Raw genomic sequence first — 25,791 nt, forward strand, 5'->3', positions numbered from 1 at the left:
CGGGGATGAATCTCAAGAGCGTCGGCTGGGTGCTCGTCCTGCTTTGCGCGGCGCTCGTCTTCTTCGTGGCTGCGACGATGTCGTGGATTGCAGGGCTGGGATGGGGCCTGGGCCTGCTGTGCTGCGTGTGGGGCGTCTTTCTGCTGGCCGATTTGAAGCGATGGGTGGCTTTGCGGGACCTGGCATGGGCCGCCAATGTCGGCTTCGGCATCAGCGTGGTCCGCTGGTTTGACGTGCCGTCCGAAACCGTTTCCGGTCTGGCGCGCCTCGCGCTGCTGAGCGCTGATGCGCTGTGCCTGGGCTTCTTTGTGCTGGTCGGCCCCGGTTTGCTGGGATGGACTGCGCAGAAACTCCGGCCGCCGCCGGAGCCCGCGTTGCCCGTCGAGCAGCCGGCCAGCGCCGAGCGCCTGCGCCGGTGGGGTCCTAAAGACTGAGCCGTTCGACGCCCAGGCCTTCGAGGTCGATGCCAGGGTCTTGTCCGGCGATCAGGTCGCCCAGCACGCGCGCGCTGCCGCATGACAGCGCCCAGCCGCTCGAGCCGTGGCCGAGATTGAGCCACACGCCGGGGATGCCGCTTGCGCCCAGCACGGGCGGGCCGTCGGGCAGCATCGGCCGCGCGCCTTTCCATTGCTGTACGCCGGACTGCAGCGTGGCCGCGCCCGGGAACCAGTCGTGCAGCACCTTGTAGAGCGTCTGCACGGCAGCCGGATTCATCGTGTCGAGCGAGCCGCCGATCTCGGCTCCGCCAGCCACGCGCACGCGCTGGCCCAGACGGGAGATGGCAACCTTGTAGCGCTCGTCCATCACCGCGCTGCGCGGTGCATTGAGCGGTTCGCGGATCGGCGCACTGATCGAATGGCCGTAGACCGGCGCCATCGGGATGCGCAGCCCCAGCGGCCGCAGCAGCGACGCCGACGCCAGGCCGGCGCACATCACGACCGCGTCGTAGCGCACCGGGTCCGAGCCGCTCGCCAAAGACAGCGAAGTGGGCGCCGCGCAGCTCAGGGGGGCAATGTCGCAGTTGAAGTGAAACTGGGCGCCGAGCGACTCGGCCTCCCACTTGAGGAGCAGTGCGAACTGCCGGCAGTTGGCCACTTCATCGTCGGGCAGGTGGATGGCGCCCGCCAGCGGGGCCTCGGGGTTGAGGGCCGGCTCGATCAGCCGGGCCTCGTCTGCATCGATTTCCTTGAAAACGCTGCCGGCCGCGCGCAGTACGTCGAGCCCGGGCTGCACCAGCTTCTTTTCGCGCTTGGAACGCAGCAGCACCAGGTAGCCGTCGCTGCGTTCGTAGCTGAGCTCGCGCGCCTCGGTCACTTCGTGCAGGCGGTTGCGGCTGTAGAAGGCCAGGCGCTGCATGCGTGCGCGATTGGCGAGGTAGGTTTCGAGCTTGCAGGCCTTTTGCCAGCGCGACAGCCATCCTATGTCGCGCGAAGCCAGCGGCCATCGCAGCTTGACGGCGCCGTGCGAGGACAGCAGCGAACGCAGCACCTTGCCGCGCATGCCGGGGGCGGCCCATGGCGTGACGTACCCGGGAGCGACCACGCCGGCGTTGGCGAAGCTGGCTTCTTCTGCGGCGGCGCCCCTGCGCTCGAACACGGTCACTTCATGGCCGTCGGAAACCAGTTCCCAGGCGGTGGTGACGCCGACGATGCCGGCGCCCACGATCGCGATTTTCATTGAATTTTCTGGATAAGAGAGATGGTTGGCGCCCGTGAGTTGGGCAGCGTCGGTTGTTATTTTTGCAGCGAGCGCTCGGCCTGGAGCGCAACTGCGAGCACGGCGTCGTCGTGCAGCGCGGCGTGCCACAGCATCAGGCCGACCGGCAGTTCGCCGTCGACGTGGCAGGGCAGCGAGATGGCGCAGCCGTCGAGCATGTTGACGATCGATGGATTGCGCAGCAGCAGTGTATTGACGCGGAAGAATTCGTCGTCGCGCTCGGCGCCCGGCGCCACGCTGGAGATGGACGGCGCGGTGATCGGCACGGTCGGCGACAGGACGGCGTCGAACGGGGCGAGTGCGGTTTCGACGCGGGCGATCCAGTCGCGGCGGGCATGCATCAGGTCGATGTATTCGTGCGCCTTCATCGTGGCACCGCGCAGGATGCGCTGGACCACGCGCGGATCGTAGCCTGCGCCGCTGCGCTCCAGCAGCAGGCGGTGCCAGGCGTAAGACTCGGCTGCCGAGAAGCCGCCGGTGGCGTTGATGGTGGTCAACTCGGCCAGTTCGGGCAGTTCGATCTCGATGATGCGGGCGCCGGCGGCCCGCAACGTCTTCAGCGAGCGCTCGAAAGCGGCGGCCACGGCGGGTTCGATACTGTCGAAGAACACGTTCTTCACTACCGCCAGCCTGTAGGTGGCCAGCGGGGCGTTGCCGGCGGTCACGCGCCGCGCGGCGAGGATTTCGTGCACCGTGATGGCGTCGCGCACCGACCGCGTCATGGCGCAAACCGTGTCCAGGGTGGTCGAGAGCGGCAGTGCGCCTTCCGCAGGTGTCAGCCGGGCCGTGTTCTTGAAGCCGACGATGCCGTTCAGCGCCGCCGGGATGCGGATCGAGCCGCCGGTGTCGGAGCCCAGCCCGATGAACGCAGCGCCGCTGGCCACCGACACTGCCGCGCCGGACGACGAGCCGCCCGGGATGCGGGGCGTGGCGGCGTCGCACGCGTTGGCCGGCGTGCCGTGGTGCGGATTGACGCCGACGCCCGAGAAGGCGAACTCCGTCATGCTGGTGCGGCCGGTCAGCACGCCGCCTGCGGCGCGCAGCCGCGCCACGGCAAGGGCGTCGGCCTTGGCAGCGGGCGCATGGGCCAGCACTGCGGAGCCGGCGGGCGTTGGCTGGCCTTCGACATCGAACAGGTCCTTCGCGGTGAAGGCCAGTCCGGAAAGGCGGCTCTCGGGGGTCGACGCGGCGGCAGTCTGGCGGGCCTCGTCGAACATGGTGCGGGTGAAGACGTGCGCGCAGGCCGGGGACAGGGCGATGCCGATGGCGCGCTCCATTTCGGTGCGGGCGTCGGAGCCACCTGCCAGAAGGGTAAAGCGAGTGGCGTGAAGGTCGTTCATGGAGGCTGCGGGTGCCGTGAGGCGGCTCGGTTTCGAGGGAGAAGGGGCGGCGGCCGTGCTATACTCCTTGGGTTTCGCTGGCAAAGCGACGGCTTTCGTTGCATCCAGCCAGACACATCCGCAAACCGGCCCAATCAAGGTGTTGTGACTCCGTTCAAAAGAGCACAAAACGGGCTGGATTTTAGACCCAACCTTTGGAGTAATTTCAATGTCTACCACCATGCGCGAAATGCTGGAAGCAGGTGTCCATTTCGGTCACCAAACCCGCTTCTGGAACCCCAAGATGGCCCCGTTCATCTTCGGCCATCGCAACAAGATCCACATCATCAACCTGGAAAAGTCGCTCCCGATGTTCCAGGACGCGATGAAGTACGCCAAGCAGCTCACCGCCAACCGCGGCACGATCCTGATGGTCGGCACGAAGCGCCAGGCCCGTGAAATCGTGGCTGCCGAGGCTCGCCGCGCCGGCGTGCCTTTCGTCGACACCCGCTGGCTCGGCGGCATGCTGACCAACTTCAAGACGGTCAAGACCTCGATCAAGCGCCTGAAGGACATGAAGGCCCAGCAGGAAGCCGGTCTCGACTCGCTGAGCAAGAAGGAGCAACTGACCTTCTCGCGCGAAATCGAGAAGCTCGAAAAGGACATCGGCGGCATCCAGGACATGACCGCGCTGCCCGACGCCATCTTCGTGATCGATGTGGGCTTCCACAAGATCGCCGTGGCCGAAGCCAAGAAGCTCGGCATTCCGCTGATCGGCGTGGTGGACTCCAACCACTCGCCCGAAGGCATCGACTATGTGATCCCTGGCAACGACGACTCGTCGAAGGCTGTCACGCTGTACGCCCGCGGCATCGCCGACGCGATCATCGAAGGCCGCAACAGCGCCACCGGTGACGTGGTCAAGGCCATCGCCGAAGGCAGCGACGAATTCGTCGAAGTCGAAGAGGGCGCTTCGGCCTGATTGGCGCGCTCGCGAGCCTGAAGAAGGGGCTTTGGTGCCCCTTTTTTTTAACCTGATTTTTGGATTTACGGAGATACAACAATGGCTGCAATCACCGCAAGCATGGTCGGCGAACTGCGCGCAAAGACCGACGCGCCGATGATGGAATGCAAGAAGGCCCTGACCGAGGCCGACGGCAACATGGAAAAGGCCGAAGAGCTGCTGCGCATCAAGCTCGGCAACAAGGCTGGCAAGGCATCGGGCCGCATCACTGCCGAAGGCGTGGTCACGGCATTCGTCGATGGCGCTGCCGGCGGCATGATCGAAATCAACTGCGAAACCGACTTCGTCACCAAGAACGACAGCTTCCTGGCCATGGCCAACGCTGCCGCGATGCTGGTCGCCAAGAACAACCCGGCCGACATCGCTGCGCTGGGCGCGCTGCCTTACGAGCAGGACGGCTTCGGCCCGACGCTCGAGGATGTGCGCAAGGGCCTGATTGGCAAGATCGGCGAGAACATGAGCTTTCGCCGCTTCAAGCGCTTTGCCGGCAACGGCAAGCTGGCTTCGTACCTGCACGGCACGCGCATCGGCGTGATGGTCGAGTTCGAGGGCGACGATACGTCGGCCAAGGACGTGGCGATGCACATTGCCGCCATGAAGCCGGTCGCCATCCAGGCGTCGGACGTGCCTGTCGAGCTGATCGAAAAAGAGCGCGCTGTGGCTGCCGGCAAGGCTGCCGAAGACCGCAAGGTGGCCGAGGCCGAAGGCAAGAAGCCGCAGCCCGACGACATCGTTGCCAAGCGCATCGAAGGCGGCGTGCAGAAGTACCTGAAGGAAGTCTCGCTGCACAACCAGCCGTTCGTGAAGAACGACAAGCAGACCGTCGAGCAGATGCTCAAGGCCGCCGACACCTCGATCAAGGGCTTTACCTTGTACGTGGTCGGCGAAGGCATTGAGAAGAAAGTTGACGACTTCGCTGCGGAAGTTGCCGCGCAGGTCGCCGCAGCCAAGGCCGCTGCCTAAGCCTTTCGGGCTCCAGCGACGGTGCGCCACGCGTGCCGTCGCTTTTTCATCGCTACGTTTTACACTCGTCCCCGCCAAATCAAAGGAAATTGCCCATGTCTGATGCCCGCCCAGCCCACAAGCGAATCTTGTTGAAGCTGTCGGGAGAGGCATTGATGGGCGATGACGCCTTCGGCATCAACCGCGCCACCATCGTGCGCATGGTGCAGGAAGTGGCCGAGGTCGTGAACATGGGCGTCCAGGTGGCGGTCGTGATCGGGGGCGGCAACATCTTCCGCGGCGTCGCGGGTGGCTCGGTCGGCATGGACCGCGCCACGGCCGACTACATGGGCATGCTGGCCACCGTGATGAACTCGCTGGCGCTGGCCGACGCAATGGACAAGCAGGGGCTCGTAGCCCGCGTGATGTCCGCCATTGCCATCGAGCAGGTGGTCGAGCCCTATGTGCGCCCCAAGGCCCTGCAGTACCTCGAAGAGGGCAAGGTCGTGGTGTTCGCGGCCGGCACGGGCAATCCGTTCTTCACCACCGATACGGCCGCCGCGCTGCGCGGCGCCGAGATCGGCGCCGAGCTCGTGCTCAAGGCGACCAAGGTCGACGGCGTCTATACCGCCGACCCCAAGACCAACCCCGATGCAACGCGCTACGCCACGCTGACTTTCGACGAGGCGATCGCAAAAAATCTCGGCATCATGGACGCCACGGCCTTCGCGCTGTGCCGCGACCAGAAGCTGCCGATCAAGGTGTTCTCGATCCTCAAGAACGGTGCGCTCAAGCGCGTCGTGATGGGCGAGGACGAGGGCACGCTGGTGCATGCCTAGGAGTATTTGAGATGACCATTGCAGACATCCGCAGTGCGACCGACGCGAAGATGAATCAGTCGCTCGCCGCATTCCAGAACAACCTCACCAAGATCCGAACGGGCCGCGCCAATTCGGCGCTGCTCGACTCGATCCACGTCGAGTACTACGGTTCGCAGGTGCCGCTGAGCCAGGTGGCCAACGTGTCGGTGCTCGACTCGCGCACCATCAGCGTCCAGCCCTGGGAAAAGGGCATGGGCGCCAAGATCGAGAAGGCCATCCGCGAAAGCGACCTGGGCCTGAATCCCGCCTCGATGGGCGACCTGATCCGCGTGCCGCTGCCCGCCATGAGCGAAGAGCGCCGCAAGGAAATGACCAAGCTGGTCCGCAACGAAGGCGAAACCGCCAAGATCGCCACGCGCAACCTGCGCCGTGACGCGAACGAGTCGGTCAAGAAGCTGGTCAAGGACAAGCTGGCCTCCGAAGACGACCAGAAGCGTGCCGAAGCCGAGATCCAGAAGGTTACCGACCGCCACATCGCGGAAATCGACCGCCTGGTCGCGGCCAAGGAAGCGGAGATCATGGCCGTTTGAGGCTCGCCATGGCCTCGTCAGCGCCGCGCATTCCCCACCACGTTGCCATCGTCATGGACGGCAACGGCCGTTGGGCGACGCGACGTTTCCTGCCTCGCGTCGCGGGGCACAAACAGGGCGTCGAAGCGCTGCGGCGCTGTGTCAAGGCCTGCGCCGATCGCGGCGTGGGCGTGCTCACGGTGTTTGCGTTCTCCTCCGAGAACTGGAATCGGCCCGTCGAGGAAGTCTCCGGGCTTATGGAGCTGATGGTCGGGGCGCTCGCCCGCGAGGTGCCCAAGCTCAGCAGCGACGGTGTGCGGCTGCATTTCGTCGGCGAGCGGGGCGGCCTGTCGCCGAAGATGGTGAAGGGCCTGGTCGACGCCGAGGTTGCCACGGCACACAACACGCGCATGGTGCTCAACGTCTGCTTCAACTACGGCGGCCGCTGGGACATCGCGCAGGCCGCCGCCAGATTGGTGGCGCAGGGCGAAGCGATCACCGAGATCAGTCTCGACCGCGCCATGGCCCTGGCCCACGTGCCCGACCCCGACCTGTTCATCCGAACGGGCGGCGAGCAGCGGTTGTCCAATTTCCTGCTTTGGCAGAGTGCCTACGCCGAGCTCTTCTTCAGCGACAAGCTGTGGCCCGAATTCGACGAGGCCGCGCTGGACGAGGCGATTGCCGCGTTCCAGGGCCGCGAGCGCCGCTTCGGCCAGACCTCGGCACAGGTTTCGACGGCTGCGGCCTGAAGACCCCACAACCTCACGCATGCTCAAACAACGCATCCTCACGGCGATCGTGCTGCTCGCGATCCTGCTGCCGGCGCTGTTCTACCGAAACTACATTCCTTTTGCCTGCGTCATGCTGGTCTTGATCGGCGCGGCCGCTTGGGAGTGGGGGCGCCTGAACGGATACGGCCAGCGGCTGTCGGTATTCCTCGGCTTCGAGATGGTGGTGCTGTGTGCGTTGTCCTGGTGGCTGGGGTTGCTGGAGCGGCCGCTGGTGCTGGTGTGGACCCTGGCCAGCGCAGCCTGGGTGCTGGGCGGTGCGGCCCTGCTGCGCGTGGCGGTGCCGGGCTGGCCCCGCATTCCGCGTGGGCTGCGGCTGGTCGGCGGCCTGCTTGCGCTCTGGGTGGCGTGGCTTGCCGCGGTGCAGGCGCGCATGATCGGCATCAACTTCCTGCTGTCGATCCTGGTGCTGGTATGGGTGGCCGACGTGTTCGCCTATTTCGCCGGCCGTGCCTTCGGCCTCAGGTTCACGCGCAACAAGCTCGCGCCCGCGATCAGTCCCGGCAAGAGCTGGGAAGGTGTCTGGGGCGGCATGATCGGCGTGGTGGTACTGGCCTTTGCCTGGGCCTGGGCCGACAAGGCAACCGGCGCCGCCGTGGCCAGCCTCTACACCCGTCTCAACGAGCGTGGCTGGTGGCTCCTGCTGCTCGCCGCGTTGTTCCTCTCGGCCATGAGCGTCGTGGGTGACCTCGTCGAATCTCTCATCAAGCGCAGTGCCGGCGCCAAGGACAGCAGCCGGCTGTTGCCCGGCCACGGTGGTGTTCTCGACCGCGTGGATGCCCTCTTGCCGGCGCTTCCCATTGCCATGATGCTGGCTTTCCTGTGAACTCACTCAGAAGACAACGCGTCACGGTGCTCGGCTCGACCGGCTCGGTCGGCGTAAGCACGCTCGACGTCATTTCGCGCCACCCCGAGCGCTTTGAGGTGTTCGCGCTTTCGGCTGCCACCAAGGTCGACGAGTTGCTGGCGCAGTGCGCCCAGTTCTTGCCGCGGTTCGCGGTGATGGCCAGCGCGCCGCATGCCGCGATGCTGGCTGAAAAGCTGAAGCAGAACAGCCTGAAGACGGTTGTCCTGATGGGTGGCGATGCTCTCGAAACGATAGCGTCCCACGACGAAACGGATGCCGTCATGGCCGCCATCGTCGGTGCCGCGGGCCTGGGCCCGTGCCTGGCCGCCGCGCGCGCCGGCAAGCGCCTGCTGCTGGCCAACAAGGAGGCGCTGGTCGTCGGCGGCGAGCTCTTCATGCGTACCGTGCGCGAGGGCGGCGCCACGCTGCTGCCTATCGACAGCGAGCATTCGGCCATCTTCCAGTCGCTGCCCGAAGATCCATCCACCTGGGCACGGCGCATCGACAAGATCATCCTGACCGCCTCGGGCGGTCCGTTCCGTACGCGTGCTCCGGAAACCCTGGGCACGGTAACGCCCGAGCAGGCCTGTGCCCATCCGAACTGGGTCATGGGCCGCAAGATTTCGGTCGACTCGGCCACCATGATGAACAAGGCGCTCGAGGTGATCGAGGCGCGTCACCTGTTCGGCGTCTCGCCCGAGCAGATCGAGGTCGTCATCCATCCGCAGAGCGTGGTGCACTCGATGGTGCAGTTCACCGATGCATCGGTCATCGCACAGCTCGGTACACCCGACATGCGGGTGCCGATCGCGGTGGGTCTGGCCTGGCCCGAACGCATCGAGAGCGGCGCCGCGCGGCTCGACTTCCGCCAGATGGCCTCGCTGACCTTCGATGCACCCGATGCGGCGCTCTTTCCAGGGCTGGGCTTGGCATGGCACGCGCTGCGCGCCGCACCGGGCACGACGGCGGTGCTCAACGCTGCCAACGAGGTTGCGGTGGAAGCTTTCCTGAGCCGCCGCCTTCGGTTCGATTGCATTCATGCGGTCAACATGGAAACTTTGGAAGCAGTCTCTCCCTCCAAGCCGGCATCGCTGGCCGACCTGCTGGCGATCGATGCCAGCGCCCGTGCGGCGGCCAATGCCGCTGCGCTGCGCTTCGCAGCCTGACGTACCCCCTCAAGAGACCAAGGATCCCGATGCTGCTCACAGTCATAGCCTTCGTGGTCGCGCTCGGTGTCCTGATCGCGGTGCACGAATACGGGCACTACCGCGTGGCCGTTGCCTGTGGCGTCAAGGTCGAGCGCTTCTCCGTCGGATTCGGCAAGGCGCTGTTTCGCTGGCAACCGAAGCGCCAGCATCCGGGACAGCAGACCGAATTCGTCATCGGCGCCTTTCCATTGGGCGGCTACGTCAAGATGCTCGACGAGCGCGAAGGGCCGGTTGCGCCCGAAGAGCGTCATCGCGCCTTCAACACCCAGCCGCTGCGTTCGCGAGCGGCCATCGTTGCGGCGGGGCCTATTGCCAATCTGCTGCTGGCCGTCGTGCTTTACACCGCGGTCAACTGGATCGGCGTGCAGGAGCCGGTCGCCAGGCTTGCGCGGCCGGTGGCGGCTTCTCTGGCCGAGGCAGCGGGCCTGCGCGGTGGCGAACAGATCACCCGGGCGGGCTTCGATGGCGACCTTTCGCCGGTGCAGTCCTTCGAGGACCTGCGATGGCGCATGACGCGCGGCGCGCTGGACGGACACGACCTGACGCTCGAAGTGGCGGGCGAGGGCGGCCGGCCGGCGCGGCAACTGGTGCTGCCGCTGAGCCGCATGGAGGCCAAGGACGCTGATCCTCAAATGTTCCGCAAGATCGGCGTGCTGGCACCTCTGACCAGGCCCGAGATCGGTGAAGTCATGGCAGGTGGCGCGGCCGAGAGTGCCGGTCTTCGCAACGGCGACGTGGTGCGTGCCATCGGCGGCACGGCCATCGTCGACGGGCAGCAGCTGCGTGAAGCGATCCGGGCGTCGGTCGATGGCGGCGAGCCGCGCACGCAGGCCTGGCAGGTCGAGCGCGGTGGCAGGTCGCTCACGATCGACGTGAAACCCGAGGTGCGGGAAGAGGGCAGCAACAAGGTCGGTCGCATCGGCGCGTACGTCGGTGCGCCGCCCGAAATGGTGACGGTGCGCCAGGGGCCGATCGACGGTGTCTGGCGCGGCGTGGTGCGCACCTGGGAGGTCTCCGCGCTGACCGTGCGCATGATGGGCAAGATGGTCATCGGCGAGGTTTCGCTCAAGAACCTGAGCGGTCCGCTCACGATCGCCGACTACGCGGGCAAGTCCGCAAGCCTCGGCTTCACTCAGTATCTGATCTTCCTGGCGCTCATCAGCGTGAGCCTCGGGGTCCTCAATCTCATGCCGCTGCCGGTCCTCGATGGTGGACACCTGATGTATTATCTTTGGGAGGGCCTGACCGGCAAGTGCGTCTCCGACGCCTGGATGGAACGGCTTCAGCGCGGGGGTGTGGCCCTGCTGCTGGTCATGATGTCGGTCGCACTCTTCAACGACGTCACGCGGCTCTTTGGTTAACTTTCAGCCGGCCCTTTCCGTGCCGGTTCAATTCACAGATGAACAAAAACTTCAGTCGCTTTCGCCTGCGTAGCGTTGCCGCGGTGGTCGCCAGTGCGCTCGCCGCCACGGCAGCTTGGGCCGTCGAGCCTTTCACGGTGCGCGACATTCGCGTCGAAGGCCTGCAACGCGTCGAAGCCGGCACGATCTTCGCATCGCTGCCGCTGCGCGTGGGCGATACCTACAGCGACGAGCGCGGCTCAGCCGCCATTCGCGCGCTGTTCGATCTGGGGTTGTTCAAGGATGTGCGCATCGACGTGAACGGCAACGTGCTGGTGGTGATCGTCGAAGAGCGTCCGACCATTGCAGACGTCGATTTCGTTGGTGCGAAGGAGTTCGACAAGGCGGCTCTGCAGAAGGCGCTGCGCGAAGTCGGTCTGGCTGATGGCCGTCCCTACGACAAGGCGCTGGCTGACCGTGCCGAGCAGGAACTCAAGCGCCAGTACGTGAGCAAGAGCCTCTACAACGCGCAGGTCGTGACCACCGTCACGCCCATCGAGCGCAACCGCGTCAACCTGACCTTCACCGTGACCGAAGGCGATTCGGCCCGCATCCGCGAAGTGCACGTGGTGGGCAACAAGGCCTTCAGCGAATCGACGCTGTTGAGCCTGTTCGACCAGGACAGCGGCGGCTTCATGAGCTGGTACACCAAGTCGAACCAGTACTCGCGCGCCAAGCTCAACGCCGACCTCGAAACCCTGCGCTCGTACTACATCACGCGCGGCTATCTGGAGTTCCGCATCGACTCGACCCAGGTTGCCATCTCGCCGGACCGCAAGGACCTGACGGTGACCGTGAACATCACCGAAGGCGAGAAGTTCGTGGTGTCGAGCGTCAAGCTCGACGGCAACTATCTCGGCCGCGACGAGGAGTTCAAGTCGCTCATTACCATCAAGCCGGGCGAGCCCTACAACGGCGAGCAGGTCACCGAGACCACCAAGGCCTTCAACGACTATTTCGGCACCTTCGGCTACGCGTTCGCACGCGTGCAGGCGCGCCCCGAGATCGACCGTGTCAACAACCGGGTCGCGCTCACGCTGCAGGCCGAACCTTCGCGCCGCGTGTACGTGCGGCGCGTGTCGGTGGGCGGCAACAACAAGACCCGCGACGAAGTCATTCGCCGCGAGTTCCGCCAGTACGAGGCCTCCTGGTACGACGGCGACAAGATCAAGCTCTCGCGCGACCGCGTGGACCGCCTGGGGTTCTTCACCGAGGTGAATGTCGATACGCAGGAAGTGCCCGGCTCGCCTGATCAGGTGGACCTGACAGTCAACGTGGCCGAAAAGCCCACCGGCAGCTTGCAGCTCGGCGCCGGCTACTCGAGCGCCGAGAAGGTCGCACTGACCTTCGGTATTTCGCAGGAAAACGTGTTCGGCTCGGGCAACTTCCTGGGCGTGCAGGTCAACACCAGCAAGTACAACCGCACGTTGTCGCTGACGACGACCGACCCGTACTTCACGCCTGACGGCATCTCGCGCACGATCAGCGTGTATCACACGACGACACGGCCGTATTCGACGACCATCGACGGCGACTACAAGCTGGTCAACCAGGGCGCTTCCATCCGCTTTGGCGTTCCGTTCAGCGAGGTCGATACGGTCTTCTTCGGCATCGGCCTGGAGCGGTATGCGTTCGATCCGAACAAGACGACGGCACTCGCGGGCTTGACCACGCCGCGTTCCTACCTCGACTACTTCCAGTGCCATCTCAACACGAGCCCTGTGAGCAACGGTCCGCTGCTGCCGCCGACACCGGCCGGCTGGCTCGTTACGGGCTGCTCGCAGGACAGCGTCTGGGGCGTGCCGCTGAGCGTAGGCTGGGGCCGGGACAACCGCGACAGCGCGCTGATTCCGACCACCGGGCGGCTGCAGCGTGCCAACCTCGAACTGGGGGTGGCGGGCGACATGAAATACGTCAAGACGAACTACCAGTACCAGCAGTTCTTCGCGATCAACAAGCAGTACACCTTCTCGATCAACGGCGAAGTCGGCTATGCCAAGGCGCTGGGCGGCAAGGTCTATCCGATCTTCAAGAACTTCTACGCGGGTGGTCTCGGCTCCATTCGCGGCTTCGAGCAAAACTCGCTGGGTCCACGCGACGTGCCGCTGTTGGGCCAGAGCGAAGGTGCTGCTTTGGGCGGCACCAAGAAGGCCATCTTCAACGCGGAGCTGAGCACGCCGTTCCCGGGGGCCGGCAACGACCGCACGCTGCGCCTGTACGGCTTCTTCGACGTCGGCAATGTGTTCGGCTCGCGTGCCGCCGGACTGACCGACGAGCAATGGAAGGCCGAGAAGAAGCTGCGCGCTTCCGTCGGCCTGGGCATCAGCTGGATCTCGCCGCTGGGCCCGCTGCGCCTCGCCTACGCCTTCCCCATCAAGTCCCAGAAGGAAGTAGGGGTCCCGCTGACGCCCGGCTACATCCCGAAGGATAGAATTCAGCGCCTCCAATTCCAGATCGGAACGTCTTTCTAAATGAAGCATTTGATTCGCGCCGCGGCAGGCGTGTTGTTGATTCCCGCTCTCGCGTTCGCTGCGGTGCCCGCCCAGGCGCAGGAAACCTTTCGCATCGGTTTCGTGAACCCGGACCGCGTGCTGCGCGAGGCGCAGCCGGCCAAGACTGCCCAGGCAAAACTCGAAGCCGAATTCCTGAAGCGCGAGAAGGATCTGACTTCGCAGGGCGACGCCCTGAAAGCGGCCTCGGAGAAGTTCGAGCGCGAGGCACCCACCCTGTCGGAAAGCCAGCGGGCAGCGCGCCAGCGCGGGCTGGTTGACCAGGACCGCGACTTTCAGCGCAAGCGGCGCGAGTTCCAGGAAGACCTGAACTCGCGCAAGAATGAAGAGCTCCAGCAGGTCTACGAGCGCGCCAACCGCGTGGTGAAGCAGGTGGCCGAGGCCGAGAAGTACGACGCCATCCTGCAGGAGGCGATCTACATCAATCCGAAGCACGACATCACCGACAAGGTGATCAAGGCGCTGAACGCGTCGGTCAGCTCTTCTGCGCCTGCGGCCGGCAAGTAACGCCGGGAGCCGGCGTGTCACTGCAGCTCGGAGCCATCGTTGACGCCCTTGGGGGCGAACTTCATGGCGATGCGGCGCTGTCCATCGAGCGGTTGGCGCCGCTGCAGAATGCGCAGCCCGATGCGCTCAGTTTCCTGAGCCATCCCAAATACCAGCAGGAATTGGCGGCTTCGAAGGCCGCTTGCGTGATCGTGTCGCCGGCCATGCGCGAGGCGGCTGTGGCGCGTGGCGCTTTCATCCTCACGCCGGATCCGTACTTCTACTTTGCCCGCCTGACACAGCTCTGGAAGGCGCACCACGCGCGTCCGGAAGCCGATCGCATCCATCCCAGCGCAGTGATCCATGCTGAGGCGCAAGTCGATGCCACTGCGCGCATCGGCGCGCTGTGCGTGGTGGAGCGGGGCGCGCGCATCGGTGCGGGCACTGTGCTGAAGTCCCGGGTGACGGTCAGCGAAGACTGCACCATCGGCGAGCGCTGCCTGCTGCACCCGGGCGTGGTCATCGGCGCCGACGGCTTCGGCCTGGCGCCGCACGAGGGGCGCTGGATCAAGATCGAACAGTTGGGTGCGGTGCGCATCGGCAACGACGTCGAGATCGGCGCCAACACCTGCATCGACCGCGGCGCGCTCGACGACACAGTGATCGACGACGGCGTGAAGCTCGACAACCTGATCCAGATCGGCCACAACGTGCGCGTCGGCAAGAATACCGCCATGGCGGGCTGTGTCGGCGTGGCTGGCAGCGCCACCATCGGTGCCAACTGCACCTTCGGCGGCGGCGCCATCGTGCTGGGCCATCTGACGGTGGCCGACGGCGTCCACGTGTCCGCCGCAACCGTGGTTACCCGTTCGATCCACAAGGCCGGCCAATACACCGGCATGTTTCCCATCGATGACAATGCGAGCTGGGAAAAGAATGCGGCAACGCTCAAGCAGTTGCACAGCCTGCGCGAACGACTGAAGGCGCTGGAGAAGGCTCCCTCGAAAAAATGACGACGATGCAGGAACAGAAAATCATGACAAAGCCAGCGATAGCGCTCGATATCCATCAAATCCTCAAGCTGCTGCCCCACCGCTACCCGTTCCTGCTGGTGGACCGCGTACTGGACATGGAAAAGGGCAAGCGCATCACGGCGCTGAAGAACGTGACGATGAACGAGCCGTTCTTCAACGGCCACTTCCCGCACCGTCCGGTGATGCCGGGCGTGCTGATGCTCGAAGCCATGGCCCAGGCCGCGGCCCTGCTGTCGTTCCACTCGCTCGACATCGTGCCGGACGACAACACCGTCTATTACTTTGCCGCCATCGACGGCGCACGTTTCAAGCGGCCCGTGGAGCCCGGTGACCAGTTGACGCTCGAAGTCGAGATCGAGCGCATGAAGGCCGGCATTTCCAAGTTCAAGGGCCGGGCCCTGGTGGGCAGCGAACTCGCCTGCGAGGCGACGCTGATGTGCGCCATGCGCCAGATCAACTGATCCGGCCGCAGTCGTTTCCACAAGGCATGACCCAGGTTCATTCGACCGCACTCGTCGACCCCCAGGCCGAACTCCACGCCTCGGTGTCGGTCGGCCCCTATACCGTGATCGGTCCGCACGTGCGGGTGGGCGCGGGCACTACCATCGGCGCGCATTGCGTGATCGAGGGGCGCACGACCATCGGGCGCGACAACAGGATCTTCCAGTTCTCGTCGCTCGGCGCCATTCCCCAGGACAAGAAGTACGCGGGCGAACCGACCGAGCTCGTTATCGGCGACCGCAACGTCATTCGCGAGTTCTGCACGTTCAATCTCGGCGTGCCGGGGGCGGGCGGCGTGACGCGCGTGGGCGACGACAACTGGATCATGGCGTACACGCACATCGCGCATGACTGCCAGGTCGACAACCACACCACGCTGGCCAACAACACCACGCTGGCCGGGCACGTTCACCTCGCAGACTGGGTGACGGTCGGCGGGCTCACCGGCATTCACCAGTTCGTCTCGGTGGGAGCGCATGCCATGCTCGGCTTCGCAAGCGCGGTGTCGCAGGACGTGCCGCCTTTCATGCTGGTCGACGGCAATCCACTGGCAGTGCGCGGCTTCAACATCGTCGGCCTGCGGCGGCGCGACTTCTCTGCCCAGCGGCTTGCAGCGGTGAAGCAGATGCATCGCCTGCTATACCGCCAGGGCAAGACGCTCGAAGAAGCGCGCATGGCCATTGCCGCGCTCGCGACGGAAATGCCGGAAGCCGCAGGTGACGTCGCGCTGATGGAGTCCTTCCTCGCCAACTCGACGCGCGGCATCGCGCGCTGACGTGACGGCGATGCAGAAGGACGGACAGCGACGCTTCGCGCTGGTCGCGGGCGAAGCCTCCGGCGATCTGCTCGCGGGTTTGCTGCTCGATGGCCTCCAGGCCCGTTGGCCGGATCTCCAGACCGTCGGCATCGGCGGCCCCCGCATGCTGGCCCACGGCTTCCAGAGCTGGTGGCCGCAAGAAAAGCTCGCGGTGCGCGGCTACGTCGAGGTGCTGCGGCACTATGCCGAGATCGCCGGCATCCGCCGCCGGCTGAAGACCCGTTTGCTGAGCGAACGGCCCGAGCTGTTCATCGGCGTCGATGCGCCCGATTTCAATCTCGATCTCGAAGCCGGGCTGCGCAGCCAGGGCATCAAGACCGTGCATTTCATCTGCCCTTCGATCTGGGCCTGGCGGCCGAAGCGCATCGAGAAGGTCCGGGCTGCGGCCGACCATGTGCTGTGCATCTTCCCGTTCGAGCCCGAACTGCTCGAAAAGCAGGGTGTTGCCGCGAGCTACGTGGGGCATCCGATTGCCAACGTGATCCCGATGACGCCCGACCGCGCCGCGGCCCGCACCGCGATCGGGTTGGCGTCCGACGCTCAGGTCGTCGCCTTGTTGCCGGGCAGCCGCCGCTCCGAGATACGCTACCTGGCGGACCGATTCTTCGCCGCCGCCGCGCTGATGCAGAAGGCCCGGCCGGCGCTCCAGTTCGTGGCGCCCATCCTTCCGGGGCTGCGCTCCGAGGTCGAGGCCTTGCTCCAGGCCACCGGCATGACGGGCCGGGTGAAGCTGCTCGACGGCCAGTCGCACGCCGCACTGGCCGCCTGCGACGCCACGCTGATCGCCAGCGGCACCGCCACGCTCGAGGCGGCGCTGTTCAAGCGGCCGATGGTCATCGCCTACAACATGAACGCGCTCTCGTGGCGCCTGATGCAGCGCAAGCAGTTGCAACCGTGGGTCGGCTTGCCCAACATCCTGTGCCGCGAGTTCGTGGTGCCCGAACTGCTGCAGGAAGCCGCCACGCCCGAGGCGCTGGCCCAGGCCACGCTCGCCTGGCTCGACGAGCCCGAAAAGACGCGGGCCCTGCAACAAAGATTTTCCGAGCTGCACGTGCAATTGCAGCGCGATACGCCGACACTTTGCGCCGATGCGATCCAGAAAGTTCTTGAAAGCTGAGCAAGCCCGTTTGGTGTGGGACGCGCCGGGCCTGCTCGCAGGCGTGGACGAGGCCGGTCGCGGGCCGCTGGCGGGCCCCGTGGTGGCCGCGGCGGTGATCCTCGACGACACCCGGCCGATCCGCGGACTGGCCGATTCCAAGACCCTCACACCTTTGCAGCGCGAGCGCCTGCACGACCAGATCCTGGCCAAGGCCCTTTGCTGCTCCATCGCCCAGGCGAGCGTCGAGGAAATCGATACGCACAACATCCTGCAGGCCACGATGCTTGCGATGCGGCGCGCGGTCGAGGGCTTGCGCCTGAAGCCGGCCAAGGTGCTGGTCGACGGCAACCGCCTGCCCACGCTGGACGTGCTGGCCGAAGCCGTGGTCAAGGGCGATGCGCTGGTCAAGGCGATTTCGGCTGCGTCCATCCTGGCCAAGGTCCATCGCGACCGTCTCTGCGAGCAATTGCACGTCGAATTTCCGAACTACGGCTTTGCCGGCCACAAGGGCTACGGCACGCCGGAGCACCTGGAAGCGCTGCAGCGCCACGGCGCCTGTGTGCATCACCGCAGGTCGTTCAGCCCGGTTGCCGCCGCGCTGGCTCGGACGGCAGCGGGTACCGCGCAGGTCGTCGAGACTGAGTCTGCCGCGCCCACGGTGTTCGCGGCAACGGTCGAGACCGTGCACCTCGACCTGCGCGCTGCGCCCTGACTCTCATGACCATCGATCCCGGCGCGAGCCTCATCAGTTCGCGCGACAACCCACTCCTCAAGGACCTGCGCAAACTGGCCCAGGACCCGGGCGCCTATCGCAAGCTGCGCCGCATCTGGCTCGAAGGTGACCACCTGTGCCGGGCGGCGCTGGCGCGCGGCGTGAAGCCGGCGATTGCGGTGTTTTCGGAGTCTTTCTGGCCCACAGCCCCTGCCGAATGGGTAAGTAGTGCTATTAAAACCGTAGTAGTCAGCGACGATCTGCTGCGCGGCGCCAGCGGCCTGGAGTCGCCTGCGCCGATGGGCTTCGTGCTCGACCTGCCAGCGCGGCCGGAGCTGATCCCCGATGCGCCCAGCGTGGTGTTCGACCGTCTGCAGGACGCCGGCAACGCCGGCTCCATCCTTCGCAGCGCAGCCGCTTTCGGCTTCATCCAGGTGATCGCGCTCAAGGGTACGGCGGCCCTGTGGGCGCCGAAGGTGCTGCGTGCAGGCATGGGTGCGCATTTTGGCCTGCGGCTGATCGAAGGCGTGGATGCCGACGTGCTCGACGGCCTGAAAGTGCCGTTGGTGGCGACCAGCTCGCATCACGGCGAGTGGCTTCACAAGGCTGAGCTGCCGCATCCCTGCGCCTGGCTGATGGGCCATGAAGGGCAGGGCGTGTCGCCCGCGCTCGAGGCGCGCGCCACGCACCATATCCGCATCGCCCAGCCAGGCGGCGAGGAGTCGCTCAACGTCGCGGCAGCTGCCGCGATCTGCCTGCATGCTAGCGGAGCAGCCCTGCAGGCCAAATAACACACCCAGTCCGGGCTACAATCGGGGGCTTACTCGCAAATCAGCGTCGCCCGGCCGCCTTTAACGCCAAAATCCCCTGAAGCAGCAGTCCGCAGGCAACGCGCCTGGGGCTCCGGGCGACCGTAACCATCCGGAGAACCCAGTGCTTTTGTCTCTCAAGGGAAGTTTCCCGCCCGCCATCCTGGCGCTCGCAGACGGCACGGTCTTTCAAGGCAATTCGATCGGAGCCACCGGCTCCACGACCGGTGAAGTGGTGTTCAACACCGCCATGACCGGTTACCAGGAAATCCTCACCGACCCGAGCTACTGCCAGCAGATCGTGACCCTCACGTATCCGCACATTGGCAACTACGGCGTCAACGGTGAAGACATCGAAGCCGACAAGATCCATGCCGCGGGCCTGATCATCAAGGACCTGCCCCTCGTCGCCTCCAACTTCCGCAAGACCGCCACGCTGACCGAGTACCTCGTGTCCGGCAACACGGTGGCCATTGCGAACATCGACACCCGCAAGCTCACGCGACACCTGCGCACCCACGGCGCGCAGAACGGCTGCATCCTGGGCCTGGCCGCGGGCGAGACCGTGACGCAGGCGCTGATCGACAAGGCCATCGCCGCAGCCAAGGCCGCGCCGAGCATGTCGGGCCTCGACCTCGCCAAGGTGGTGTCGGTCACGCAGACCTACGAATGGACTGAAACCGAGTGGAAGCTCGGCGCGGGCTACGGCGTGCAGATCACGCCGAAGTTCCACGTCGTCGCCTTCGACTACGGCGTCAAGAAGAACATCCTGCGCATGATCGCGCAGCGCGGCGCGCGCATCACCGTGGTGCCGGCACAGACGCCCGCGGCCGACGTGCTCAAGCTCAAGCCCGATGGCATCTTCCTGGCCAACGGCCCCGGTGACCCGGAGCCTTGCGACTACGCCATCAGCGCCGTCAAGGAACTGATCGAGACCGGCATCCCGACCTTCGGCATCTGCCTGGGCCACCAGATCATGGCGCTGGCCTCGGGCGCCAAGACCTTCAAGATGAAGTTCGGCCACCACGGCGCGAACCATCCGGTGAAGGACCTGGACAACGGCCGCGTGAGCATCACCAGCCAGAACCACGGCTTCGCGGTCGACGAGAAGTCGCTGCCGGCCACCCTGCGTCCCACCCACATCAGCCTGTTCGACAACACGCTGCAGGGCCTGGCGCGCACCGACAAGCCTGCGTTCTGCTTCCAGGGCCACCCTGAAGCCTCGCCCGGCCCGCACGATATCGGCTACCTGTTCGATCGCTTCACGGCACTCATGGAAAAGCACAAGACGGAGAGCAAGAATGCCTAAGCGCACAGACCTCAAATCGATCCTCATCATCGGCGCCGGCCCGATCATCATCGGCCAGGCCTGCGAGTTCGACTACTCCGGCGTGCAAGCCTGCAAGGCGCTGCGCGAAGAGGGCTACAAGGTCATCCTGATCAACAGCAACCCCGCGACGATCATGACCGACCCGGCCACGGCCGACGTCACCTACATCGAGCCCATCACCTGGCAGACGGTCGAGAAAATCATCGCCAAGGAACGCCCCGACGCGATCCTGCCGACCATGGGCGGCCAGACCGCGCTGAACTGCGCGCTCGACCTCTGGCGCAACGGCGTGCTCGACAAGTACACGGGCGCGGCCACCAACAAGCCAGTCGAACTCATCGGCGCCACGCCCGAAGCCATCGACAAGGCCGAGGACCGTCTGAAGTTCAAGGACGCGATGACCAAGATCGGTCTCGGTTCGGCGCGCTCGGGCATCGCCCACACGATGGACGAAGCCTGGGCCGTGCAGAAGACGCTCGGCTTCCCGACCGTGATCCGCCCCAGCTTCACGCTCGGCGGCACGGGCGGCGGCATCGCCTACAACCCCGACGAATTCGAGACCATCTGCAAGCGCGGCATCGAAGCCTCGCCGACCAACGAGCTGCTGATCGAAGAATCGCTGCTCGGCTGGAAAGAGTACGAGATGGAAGTCGTGCGCGACAAGGCCGACAACTGCATCATCGTCTGCTCGATCGAAAACCTCGACCCGATGGGCGTGCACACCGGCGACTCGATCACCGTGGCACCGGCGCAGACGCTGTCCGACAAGGAATACCAGATCCTGCGCAACGCCTCGCTGGCCGTGCTGCGCGAGATCGGCGTGGACACCGGCGGTTCGAACGTGCAGTTCTCCATCAACCCGAAGGACGGCCGCATGGTCGTCATCGAGATGAACCCGCGCGTCTCGCGCTCCTCGGCGCTGGCCTCCAAGGCCACGGGCTTCCCGATCGCCAAGGTCGCGGCCAAGCTGGCCGTGGGCTACACGCTCGACGAGCTGCGCAACGAAATTACCGGCGGCGCCACGCCCGCGTCGTTCGAACCGTCGATCGACTACGTGGTCACCAAGATCCCGCGTTTCGCCTTCGAGAAATTCCCGCAGGCCGACTCGCGCCTGACGACGCAGATGAAGTCGGTGGGCGAGGTGATGGCCATGGGCCGCACCTTCCAGGAGTCGTTCCAGAAGGCGCTGCGCGGCCTCGAAGTGGGCGTCGACGGCCTGAACGAGAAGACGCAGGACCGCGAAGTGCTCGAAAAGGAACTGGGCGAGCCCGGTCCCGAGCGCATCTGGTACGTGGGCGATGCCTTCGCCATGGGCCTGAGCGTGGACGAAGTGTTCGCGCTGACCAAGATCGACCCGTGGTTCCTGGTGCAGATCGAAGAGATCGTGAAGATCGAACTCGAACTGGAAACCAAGTCGCTCGACGACATCGACAAGGACACGCTGCTCGCGCTGAAGAAGAAGGGCTTCTCCGACCGCCGCCTCGCCAAGCAGTTGAAGACCACCGACACGGCCATCCGCGAGAAGCGCCGCGCCCTGGGCGTGCGCCCGGTCTACAAGCGCGTAGACACCTGCGCCGCCGAGTTCGCGACCAACACCGCCTACATGTACTCGACCTACGAGGACGAGTGCGAAGCCGATCCGACCGACAAGAAGAAAATCATGGTGCTCGGCGGCGGTCCCAACCGCATCGGCCAGGGCATCGAGTTCGATTACTGCTGCGTGCACGCTGCGCTCGCCATGCGCGAGGACGGCTACGAGACCATCATGGTCAACTGCAACCCGGAGACCGTGTCGACCGACTACGACACGTCCGACCGCCTGTACTTCGAGCCGCTGACGCTCGAAGACGTGCTCGAGATCGTCGACCGCGAAAAGCCGCTCGGCGTGATCGTGCAGTACGGCGGCCAGACGCCGCTGAAGCTCGCGCTCGACCTCGAAGCCAATGGCGTGCCGATCATCGGCACCTCGCCCGACATGATCGACGCGGCCGAAGACCGCGAGCGCTTCCAGAAGCTGCTGCACGAGCTGGGCCTGCGCCAGCCGCCGAACGCCACCGCGCGCACCGAACCCGAGGCGCTCGAGAAGGCCGCGGCCCTCGGCTATCCGCTGGTGGTGCGTCCGAGCTACGTGCTCGGCGGCCGCGCGATGGAAATCGTGCACGAGCAGCGCGACCTCGAGCGCTACATGCGCGAAGCGGTCAAGGTCAGCAACGACTCGCCGGTGCTGCTCGACCGCTTCCTGAACGACGCTGTCGAGTGCGATGTCGACTGCATCCGCGACGCCGAAGGCGCCACGCTGATCGGTGGCGTGATGGAGCACATCGAACAGGCCGGTGTGCATTCGGGCGACTCTGCCTGTTCGCTGCCGCCCTATAGCCTGAGTGCAGAAACCATCGCTGAACTGAAGCGCCAGAGCGCCGCGATGGCCAAGGCTCTGAACGTGGTCGGCCTGATGAACGTGCAGTTTGCGATCCAGCAAAAGGATGGCAAAGACGTCATCTACGTACTGGAAGTGAACCCGCGCGCTTCTCGCACCGTGCCCTACGTGAGCAAGGCCACCGGCATCCAGCTCGCCAAGGTGGCGGCACGCTGCATGGCCGGCCAGTCGCTCAAGTCGCAGGGTGTGACGAAGGAAGTCACGCCGCCGTACTTCAGCGTGAAGGAAGCCGTGTTCCCCTTCGTCAAGTTCCCGGGCGTGGACACCATCCTCGGCCCAGAGATGAAGTCGACCGGCGAAGTGATGGGCGTGGGCAAGACCTTCGGCGAAGCCTTCGTGAAGTCGCAGCTCGGCGCGGGCACACACCTGCCGAAGTCGGGCAAGGTCTTCATCTCGGTGAAGAACAACGACAAGGCGCGTGCCGTGGAAGTGGCGCGCGGACTCGTCAAGCTGGGCTTCGAGATCATCGCCACCAAGGGCACGGCTGCCGCCATCGGCGCCGCCGGCATCGAATGTGCGACGGTGAACAAGGTGACCGAAGGCCGCCCGCACATCGTGGACATGATCAAGAACAACGAGATTGCGCTGGTCATCAACACGGTGGAAGAGCGCCGCAATGCGATCACCGATTCGCGGCAAATCCGCACTTCGGCGCTGCTGGCGCGCGTGACCACGTTCACCACGATCTTCGGCGCCGAAGCCGCGGTGGAAGGCATGGGCTTCATGGACGAGCTGGGCGTGATCTCGGTGCAGGAGATGCACGCGCAGCTGGCTGCCGCCTGAGCGCCGTCATGGAAACGCAGCTCGTCGAACTGGGCCTGAGCGACTGGAACGCGGCCACGCCGAACGAGGCGTGGATCGCGGAGCTGGAAGCGGGCAAGGTGCTGTATTTCCCGCGCCTGGGCTTCGAGCTGCTGCCCGAAGAGCGCAGCCTGCTCACGCCGAGCCTGCTGTCGCCAGATGTGCGCAACATCAGCCTCGGTGCCGATGGCAAGCTCAAGGGCGCTGTCGGCGACGAGGCGGTGCAGCGCAAGGCCGCGGCGATGGTGGGGCGCTTCCGGGCGCAGGCCACGCAGCTCATTCATGGGCTGCTGCCGCATTACACGCCAGCCTTGCGGCTGGCGCCCACGAGCTACCGGCCGGCGCAGGTCGAGACGCGCGTGCAGTCGTGGCGCGCGGACGATCGGCGTTTGCACGTCGATGCGTTCCCGTCGCGTCCCAACTACGGCGAGCGCATCCTGCGTGTGTTCACCAATGTCAATCCTGAAGGCGCACCGCGCGTGTGGCGGGTGGGCGAGCCTTTCGAGAACATCGCGAAGCGCTTCCTGCCGCGCGCCAAGCCGTATGTGCGCTGGCAAGCCAGGCTGCTGCAGGCGCTGCACGTGACCAAGTCGTTCCGCAGCGAGTACGACCACCTGATGCTGCAGCTGCACGACGGCATGAAATCGGACATGGCGTACCAGGAAAACTCGCCGCAGGAAAAGGCCGAGTTCCCGCCGGGCTCGGTGTGGGTGTGCTTCTCCGACCAGACCTCGCACGCCGTGATGGCGGGCCAGTACATGCTCGAGCAGACCCTTCATCTGGCCGCTTCGAAGCAATACAATCCCGACTCGAGCCCGCTCGCCATCCTGAGCCGGCTGACCGGACGCAATCTCGTCTGACCTGTCCCCCCAATCGACCGCCGAACGGCATCGTTCGGCGGTTTCGCTTTATGGAGAACCAAACATGGCCACCATTCCAATTACCAAGCGCGGTGCCGAAAAGCTGCGCGCCGAACTTCACCAGCTCAAGACGGTGGACCGTCCCTGGGTCATCAACGCCATCTCCGAAGCGCGTGCCCAGGGCGACCTGAGCGAGAACGCCGAATACGAAGTCGCCAAGGACCGCCAGGGCTTCATCGAAGGCCGCATCCAGGAGGTCGAAGGCAAGCTGTCGGCCGCGCAGATCATCGATCCTAGCGAGCTCGATGCCGGTGGCAAGGTGGTGTTCGGCTCCACCGTGGAGCTCGAAGAGGAAGAGACCGGCGACGCGGTGAAGTACCAGATCGTTGGTGAAGACGAAGCCGACCTGAAGCTCGGCTTGATCAACATTTCCAGCCCGATCGCGCGTGCGCTGATCGGCAAGGAAGAAGGCGACACCGCCGAAGTGCAGGCGCCCGGCGGACTCAAGCGCTACGAGATCGTGGCCGTTCGCTACCTCTGATTCTTCGACCCGTGAAAGACCGCATTGCGCTGATGCTGGCCGCCTTCTGGTGGGGCAGCCTCACCACGATCGGCTTCCTGGTGGTGCCGATGCTGTTCGCGAAGCTGGGCAATCCATCGGTGGCGGGCAACTTCGCCGGCCAGTTGTTCGAGGCGCAGAGCTGGGTCGCAATTGCCTGCGGACTGATCCTGCTGATCCATTTCAGGTCCAAGGCCGACGAGCGCATGGACGGGCCGGCGATGACGGCGATCTTCTTCATCCTGGGGGCGCTGTTGCTGGCGCTGCTTCAGCAGTACGCCGTGGCGCCGCGCATCCTGGCGCGCGAGAACCTCAAGTTGTGGCACGCCGTGGGCACCGGCATGTACTTCGTGCAGTGGCTGTGTACCGGCGTGCTGCTATGGCGCATGGGCGCCCGCAAGCCGGGCTGAAGTGCAGAGGCGGCAATTGCCGCCTCGTGCCTCTCACTCTTTCCAATACTTGGCGACCCAGCCCGCAGGCCGGATGTACCGGAAGGCCCGGTTGCGGCGGCCTGCCAGCGCATCCGGCGGGTTGCACTCGCCATGGAACACCATGATGCGCGCGCCCTCGGGCACGAAGGGCTCTTCCCAGTAGTTGGTTGGCCAGGTCGGGATGCCGTGGTACTTGAAGCTCGGGCACCAGGCGTCAGGCCAGTAGGCCAGCTTGCCCTGCTTGTGGAGCACGTCGGAGAGGTAGGCCTGCTCGTTGCGGTACTCGGCCTGGACCTTGTCCATGTTGGCGCGGAAATACGCCAGCACGTCGGCATGGGCGCCCAACTCGAAACGGTAGACCGACGAATTGCCGGTGACCCGCTCGCGTCGCCAGGGGCGGGCGTAGTCGTGAATGATCAGGAATTCGCCAGGCTGTTCGAAGAAGGCGTCCAGGCTGCCGACGACCACCACGTCGAGGTCGAGGAAGAGAGCGGTGCCGCGCAGGCCGTGCAGGTCCTGCTCGAAGGTCGTGAGCTTCTTCCAGGCGCCATCGCGCTGGCCCGGGGCCAGGTGCAGATTGAGGGGCGGGATCGGCAGGCACGTCACCTCGGGGTGGATGCCGTTGCCGTCGTCGGTCAGGCACACGAACTTGAAGTCGCCGCGGAGGTTGCGGCGCACCATCGCGTAGAGCCGGTTGACGTATTCGGGGCCGTATTTCGTGCCCCATTTCATGCAGAGGATGTGGCGCTGGGCGCCTTGCGCTGCCACCAA

25 protein-coding genes are annotated in these 25,791 nt (G+C 65.5%); 22 read left to right on the top strand and 3 right to left on the bottom strand.

Annotation, left to right across the window (positions count from 1 at the left end; translation table 11 throughout):
• Nucleotides 1-5: 5 nt before the first annotated feature.
• Nucleotides 6-434 carry a hypothetical protein gene (locus ACEN9N_RS08550; protein ID WP_495655862.1) on the top strand — a complete coding sequence of 143 codons (429 nt, stop codon included), beginning with the start codon at nucleotides 6-8 and terminating at the stop codon, nucleotides 432-434.
• On the opposite strand, the gene ACEN9N_RS08555 is transcribed toward ACEN9N_RS08550, so the two are convergent.
• Both ACEN9N_RS08555 and ACEN9N_RS08560 read right to left on the bottom strand, forming a co-directional pair.
• Nucleotides 424-1,677 carry a D-amino acid dehydrogenase gene (locus tag ACEN9N_RS08555; RefSeq protein ID WP_495655863.1) on the bottom strand — a complete coding sequence of 418 codons (1,254 nt, stop codon included), beginning with the start codon at nucleotides 1,675-1,677 and terminating at the stop codon, nucleotides 424-426. The two genes, ACEN9N_RS08550 and ACEN9N_RS08555, sit on opposite strands and share 11 nt — an antisense overlap.
• 56 nt (nucleotides 1,678-1,733) lie before the next feature.
• A complete protein-coding gene (locus ACEN9N_RS08560; protein WP_495655864.1) occupies nucleotides 1,734-3,056 on the bottom strand; it encodes an amidase in 1,323 nt (440 codons plus the stop codon).
• A gap of 208 nt (nucleotides 3,057-3,264) precedes the next feature.
• On the opposite strand from ACEN9N_RS08560, the gene rpsB reads away from it, so the two are divergent.
• The 21 genes from rpsB (at nucleotide 3,265) to ACEN9N_RS08665 (ending at nucleotide 24,999) form a co-directional block, all read left to right on the top strand.
• A complete protein-coding gene (rpsB, locus tag ACEN9N_RS08565; protein ID WP_007836997.1) occupies nucleotides 3,265-4,017 on the top strand; it encodes a 30S ribosomal protein S2 in 753 nt (250 codons plus the stop codon).
• Nucleotides 4,018-4,098: 81 nt separating this feature from the next.
• On the top strand, nucleotides 4,099-5,022 hold the full coding sequence (tsf, locus tag ACEN9N_RS08570) for a translation elongation factor Ts (RefSeq protein ID WP_495655865.1): 924 nt from the start codon (nucleotides 4,099-4,101) through the stop codon (nucleotides 5,020-5,022).
• A 95-nt stretch (nucleotides 5,023-5,117) separates the two neighbouring features.
• The gene (gene pyrH / locus ACEN9N_RS08575) at nucleotides 5,118-5,840 is read left to right on the top strand and encodes a UMP kinase (RefSeq protein ID WP_007836993.1); all 723 of its coding nucleotides are present in this window, start codon (nucleotides 5,118-5,120) and stop codon (nucleotides 5,838-5,840) included.
• 11 nt (nucleotides 5,841-5,851) lie between these two features.
• The gene (gene frr / locus ACEN9N_RS08580) at nucleotides 5,852-6,412 is read left to right on the top strand and encodes a ribosome recycling factor (protein ID WP_007836991.1); all 561 of its coding nucleotides are present in this window, start codon (nucleotides 5,852-5,854) and stop codon (nucleotides 6,410-6,412) included.
• 8 nt (nucleotides 6,413-6,420) lie between these two features.
• Nucleotides 6,421-7,140, top strand: coding sequence for a polyprenyl diphosphate synthase (gene uppS, locus ACEN9N_RS08585; RefSeq protein WP_007836990.1), 720 nt, complete (start codon nucleotides 6,421-6,423; stop codon nucleotides 7,138-7,140).
• Between the two features lie 19 nt (nucleotides 7,141-7,159).
• The gene (locus ACEN9N_RS08590) at nucleotides 7,160-8,005 is read left to right on the top strand and encodes a phosphatidate cytidylyltransferase (RefSeq protein ID WP_413315777.1); all 846 of its coding nucleotides are present in this window, start codon (nucleotides 7,160-7,162) and stop codon (nucleotides 8,003-8,005) included.
• Nucleotides 8,002-9,192 (top strand): 1-deoxy-D-xylulose-5-phosphate reductoisomerase, encoded by a 1,191-nt coding sequence (ispC, locus tag ACEN9N_RS08595; RefSeq protein ID WP_413315778.1) that lies wholly within the window; start codon nucleotides 8,002-8,004, stop codon nucleotides 9,190-9,192. The genes ACEN9N_RS08590 and ispC overlap by 4 nt, the downstream gene beginning before the upstream one ends.
• A 29-nt stretch (nucleotides 9,193-9,221) precedes the next feature.
• On the top strand, nucleotides 9,222-10,595 hold the full coding sequence (gene rseP, locus ACEN9N_RS08600) for an RIP metalloprotease RseP (protein WP_495655866.1): 1,374 nt from the start codon (nucleotides 9,222-9,224) through the stop codon (nucleotides 10,593-10,595).
• A gap of 38 nt (nucleotides 10,596-10,633) precedes the next feature.
• Nucleotides 10,634-13,105 carry an outer membrane protein assembly factor BamA gene (bamA, locus tag ACEN9N_RS08605; protein WP_007836984.1) on the top strand — a complete coding sequence of 824 codons (2,472 nt, stop codon included), beginning with the start codon at nucleotides 10,634-10,636 and terminating at the stop codon, nucleotides 13,103-13,105.
• Nucleotides 13,106-13,651 carry an OmpH/Skp family outer membrane protein gene (locus tag ACEN9N_RS08610; RefSeq protein WP_007836983.1) on the top strand — a complete coding sequence of 182 codons (546 nt, stop codon included), beginning with the start codon at nucleotides 13,106-13,108 and terminating at the stop codon, nucleotides 13,649-13,651.
• A gap of 14 nt (nucleotides 13,652-13,665) precedes the next feature.
• Entirely contained in the window at nucleotides 13,666-14,643 is a 978-nt protein-coding gene (gene lpxD / locus ACEN9N_RS08615; protein ID WP_495655867.1) for a UDP-3-O-(3-hydroxymyristoyl)glucosamine N-acyltransferase, read from the top strand.
• A gap of 23 nt (nucleotides 14,644-14,666) precedes the next feature.
• The gene (gene fabZ / locus ACEN9N_RS08620; RefSeq protein ID WP_007836981.1) at nucleotides 14,667-15,125 is read left to right on the top strand and encodes a 3-hydroxyacyl-ACP dehydratase FabZ; all 459 of its coding nucleotides are present in this window, start codon (nucleotides 14,667-14,669) and stop codon (nucleotides 15,123-15,125) included.
• 26 nt (nucleotides 15,126-15,151) lie between these two features.
• Entirely contained in the window at nucleotides 15,152-15,940 is a 789-nt protein-coding gene (lpxA, locus tag ACEN9N_RS08625) for an acyl-ACP--UDP-N-acetylglucosamine O-acyltransferase (RefSeq protein ID WP_413315780.1), read from the top strand.
• Between the two features lie 10 nt (nucleotides 15,941-15,950).
• On the top strand, nucleotides 15,951-17,099 hold the full coding sequence (gene lpxB / locus ACEN9N_RS08630; protein WP_413315781.1) for a lipid-A-disaccharide synthase: 1,149 nt from the start codon (nucleotides 15,951-15,953) through the stop codon (nucleotides 17,097-17,099).
• Nucleotides 17,071-17,793, top strand: coding sequence for a ribonuclease HII (gene rnhB / locus ACEN9N_RS08635; protein WP_413315782.1), 723 nt, complete (start codon nucleotides 17,071-17,073; stop codon nucleotides 17,791-17,793). The genes lpxB and rnhB overlap by 29 nt, the downstream gene beginning before the upstream one ends.
• Nucleotides 17,794-17,798: 5 nt before the next feature.
• A complete protein-coding gene (locus ACEN9N_RS08640) occupies nucleotides 17,799-18,584 on the top strand; it encodes a TrmH family RNA methyltransferase (RefSeq protein WP_495655868.1) in 786 nt (261 codons plus the stop codon).
• Between the two features lie 142 nt (nucleotides 18,585-18,726).
• A complete protein-coding gene (gene carA, locus ACEN9N_RS08645; RefSeq protein WP_413315784.1) occupies nucleotides 18,727-19,911 on the top strand; it encodes a glutamine-hydrolyzing carbamoyl-phosphate synthase small subunit in 1,185 nt (394 codons plus the stop codon).
• The gene (gene carB, locus ACEN9N_RS08650) at nucleotides 19,904-23,152 is read left to right on the top strand and encodes a carbamoyl-phosphate synthase large subunit (protein ID WP_413315785.1); all 3,249 of its coding nucleotides are present in this window, start codon (nucleotides 19,904-19,906) and stop codon (nucleotides 23,150-23,152) included. Before carA ends, carB begins: the two co-directional genes overlap by 8 nt.
• 8 nt (nucleotides 23,153-23,160) lie before the next feature.
• Entirely contained in the window at nucleotides 23,161-24,030 is an 870-nt protein-coding gene (gene kdoO, locus ACEN9N_RS08655) for a Kdo hydroxylase KdoO (protein WP_495655869.1), read from the top strand.
• A gap of 64 nt (nucleotides 24,031-24,094) precedes the next feature.
• Nucleotides 24,095-24,571, top strand: coding sequence for a transcription elongation factor GreA (gene greA / locus ACEN9N_RS08660; protein ID WP_007836973.1), 477 nt, complete (start codon nucleotides 24,095-24,097; stop codon nucleotides 24,569-24,571).
• Between the two features lie 11 nt (nucleotides 24,572-24,582).
• Nucleotides 24,583-24,999 (top strand): DUF4149 domain-containing protein, encoded by a 417-nt coding sequence (locus tag ACEN9N_RS08665; RefSeq protein WP_413315787.1) that lies wholly within the window; start codon nucleotides 24,583-24,585, stop codon nucleotides 24,997-24,999.
• Nucleotides 25,000-25,032: 33 nt separating this feature from the next.
• On the opposite strand, the gene ACEN9N_RS08670 is transcribed toward ACEN9N_RS08665, so the two are convergent.
• The gene (locus tag ACEN9N_RS08670; RefSeq protein ID WP_007836971.1) at nucleotides 25,033-25,791 is read right to left on the bottom strand and encodes a hypothetical protein; all 759 of its coding nucleotides are present in this window, start codon (nucleotides 25,789-25,791) and stop codon (nucleotides 25,033-25,035) included.

Source organism: Variovorax sp. Varisp46, from assembly GCF_059491885.1.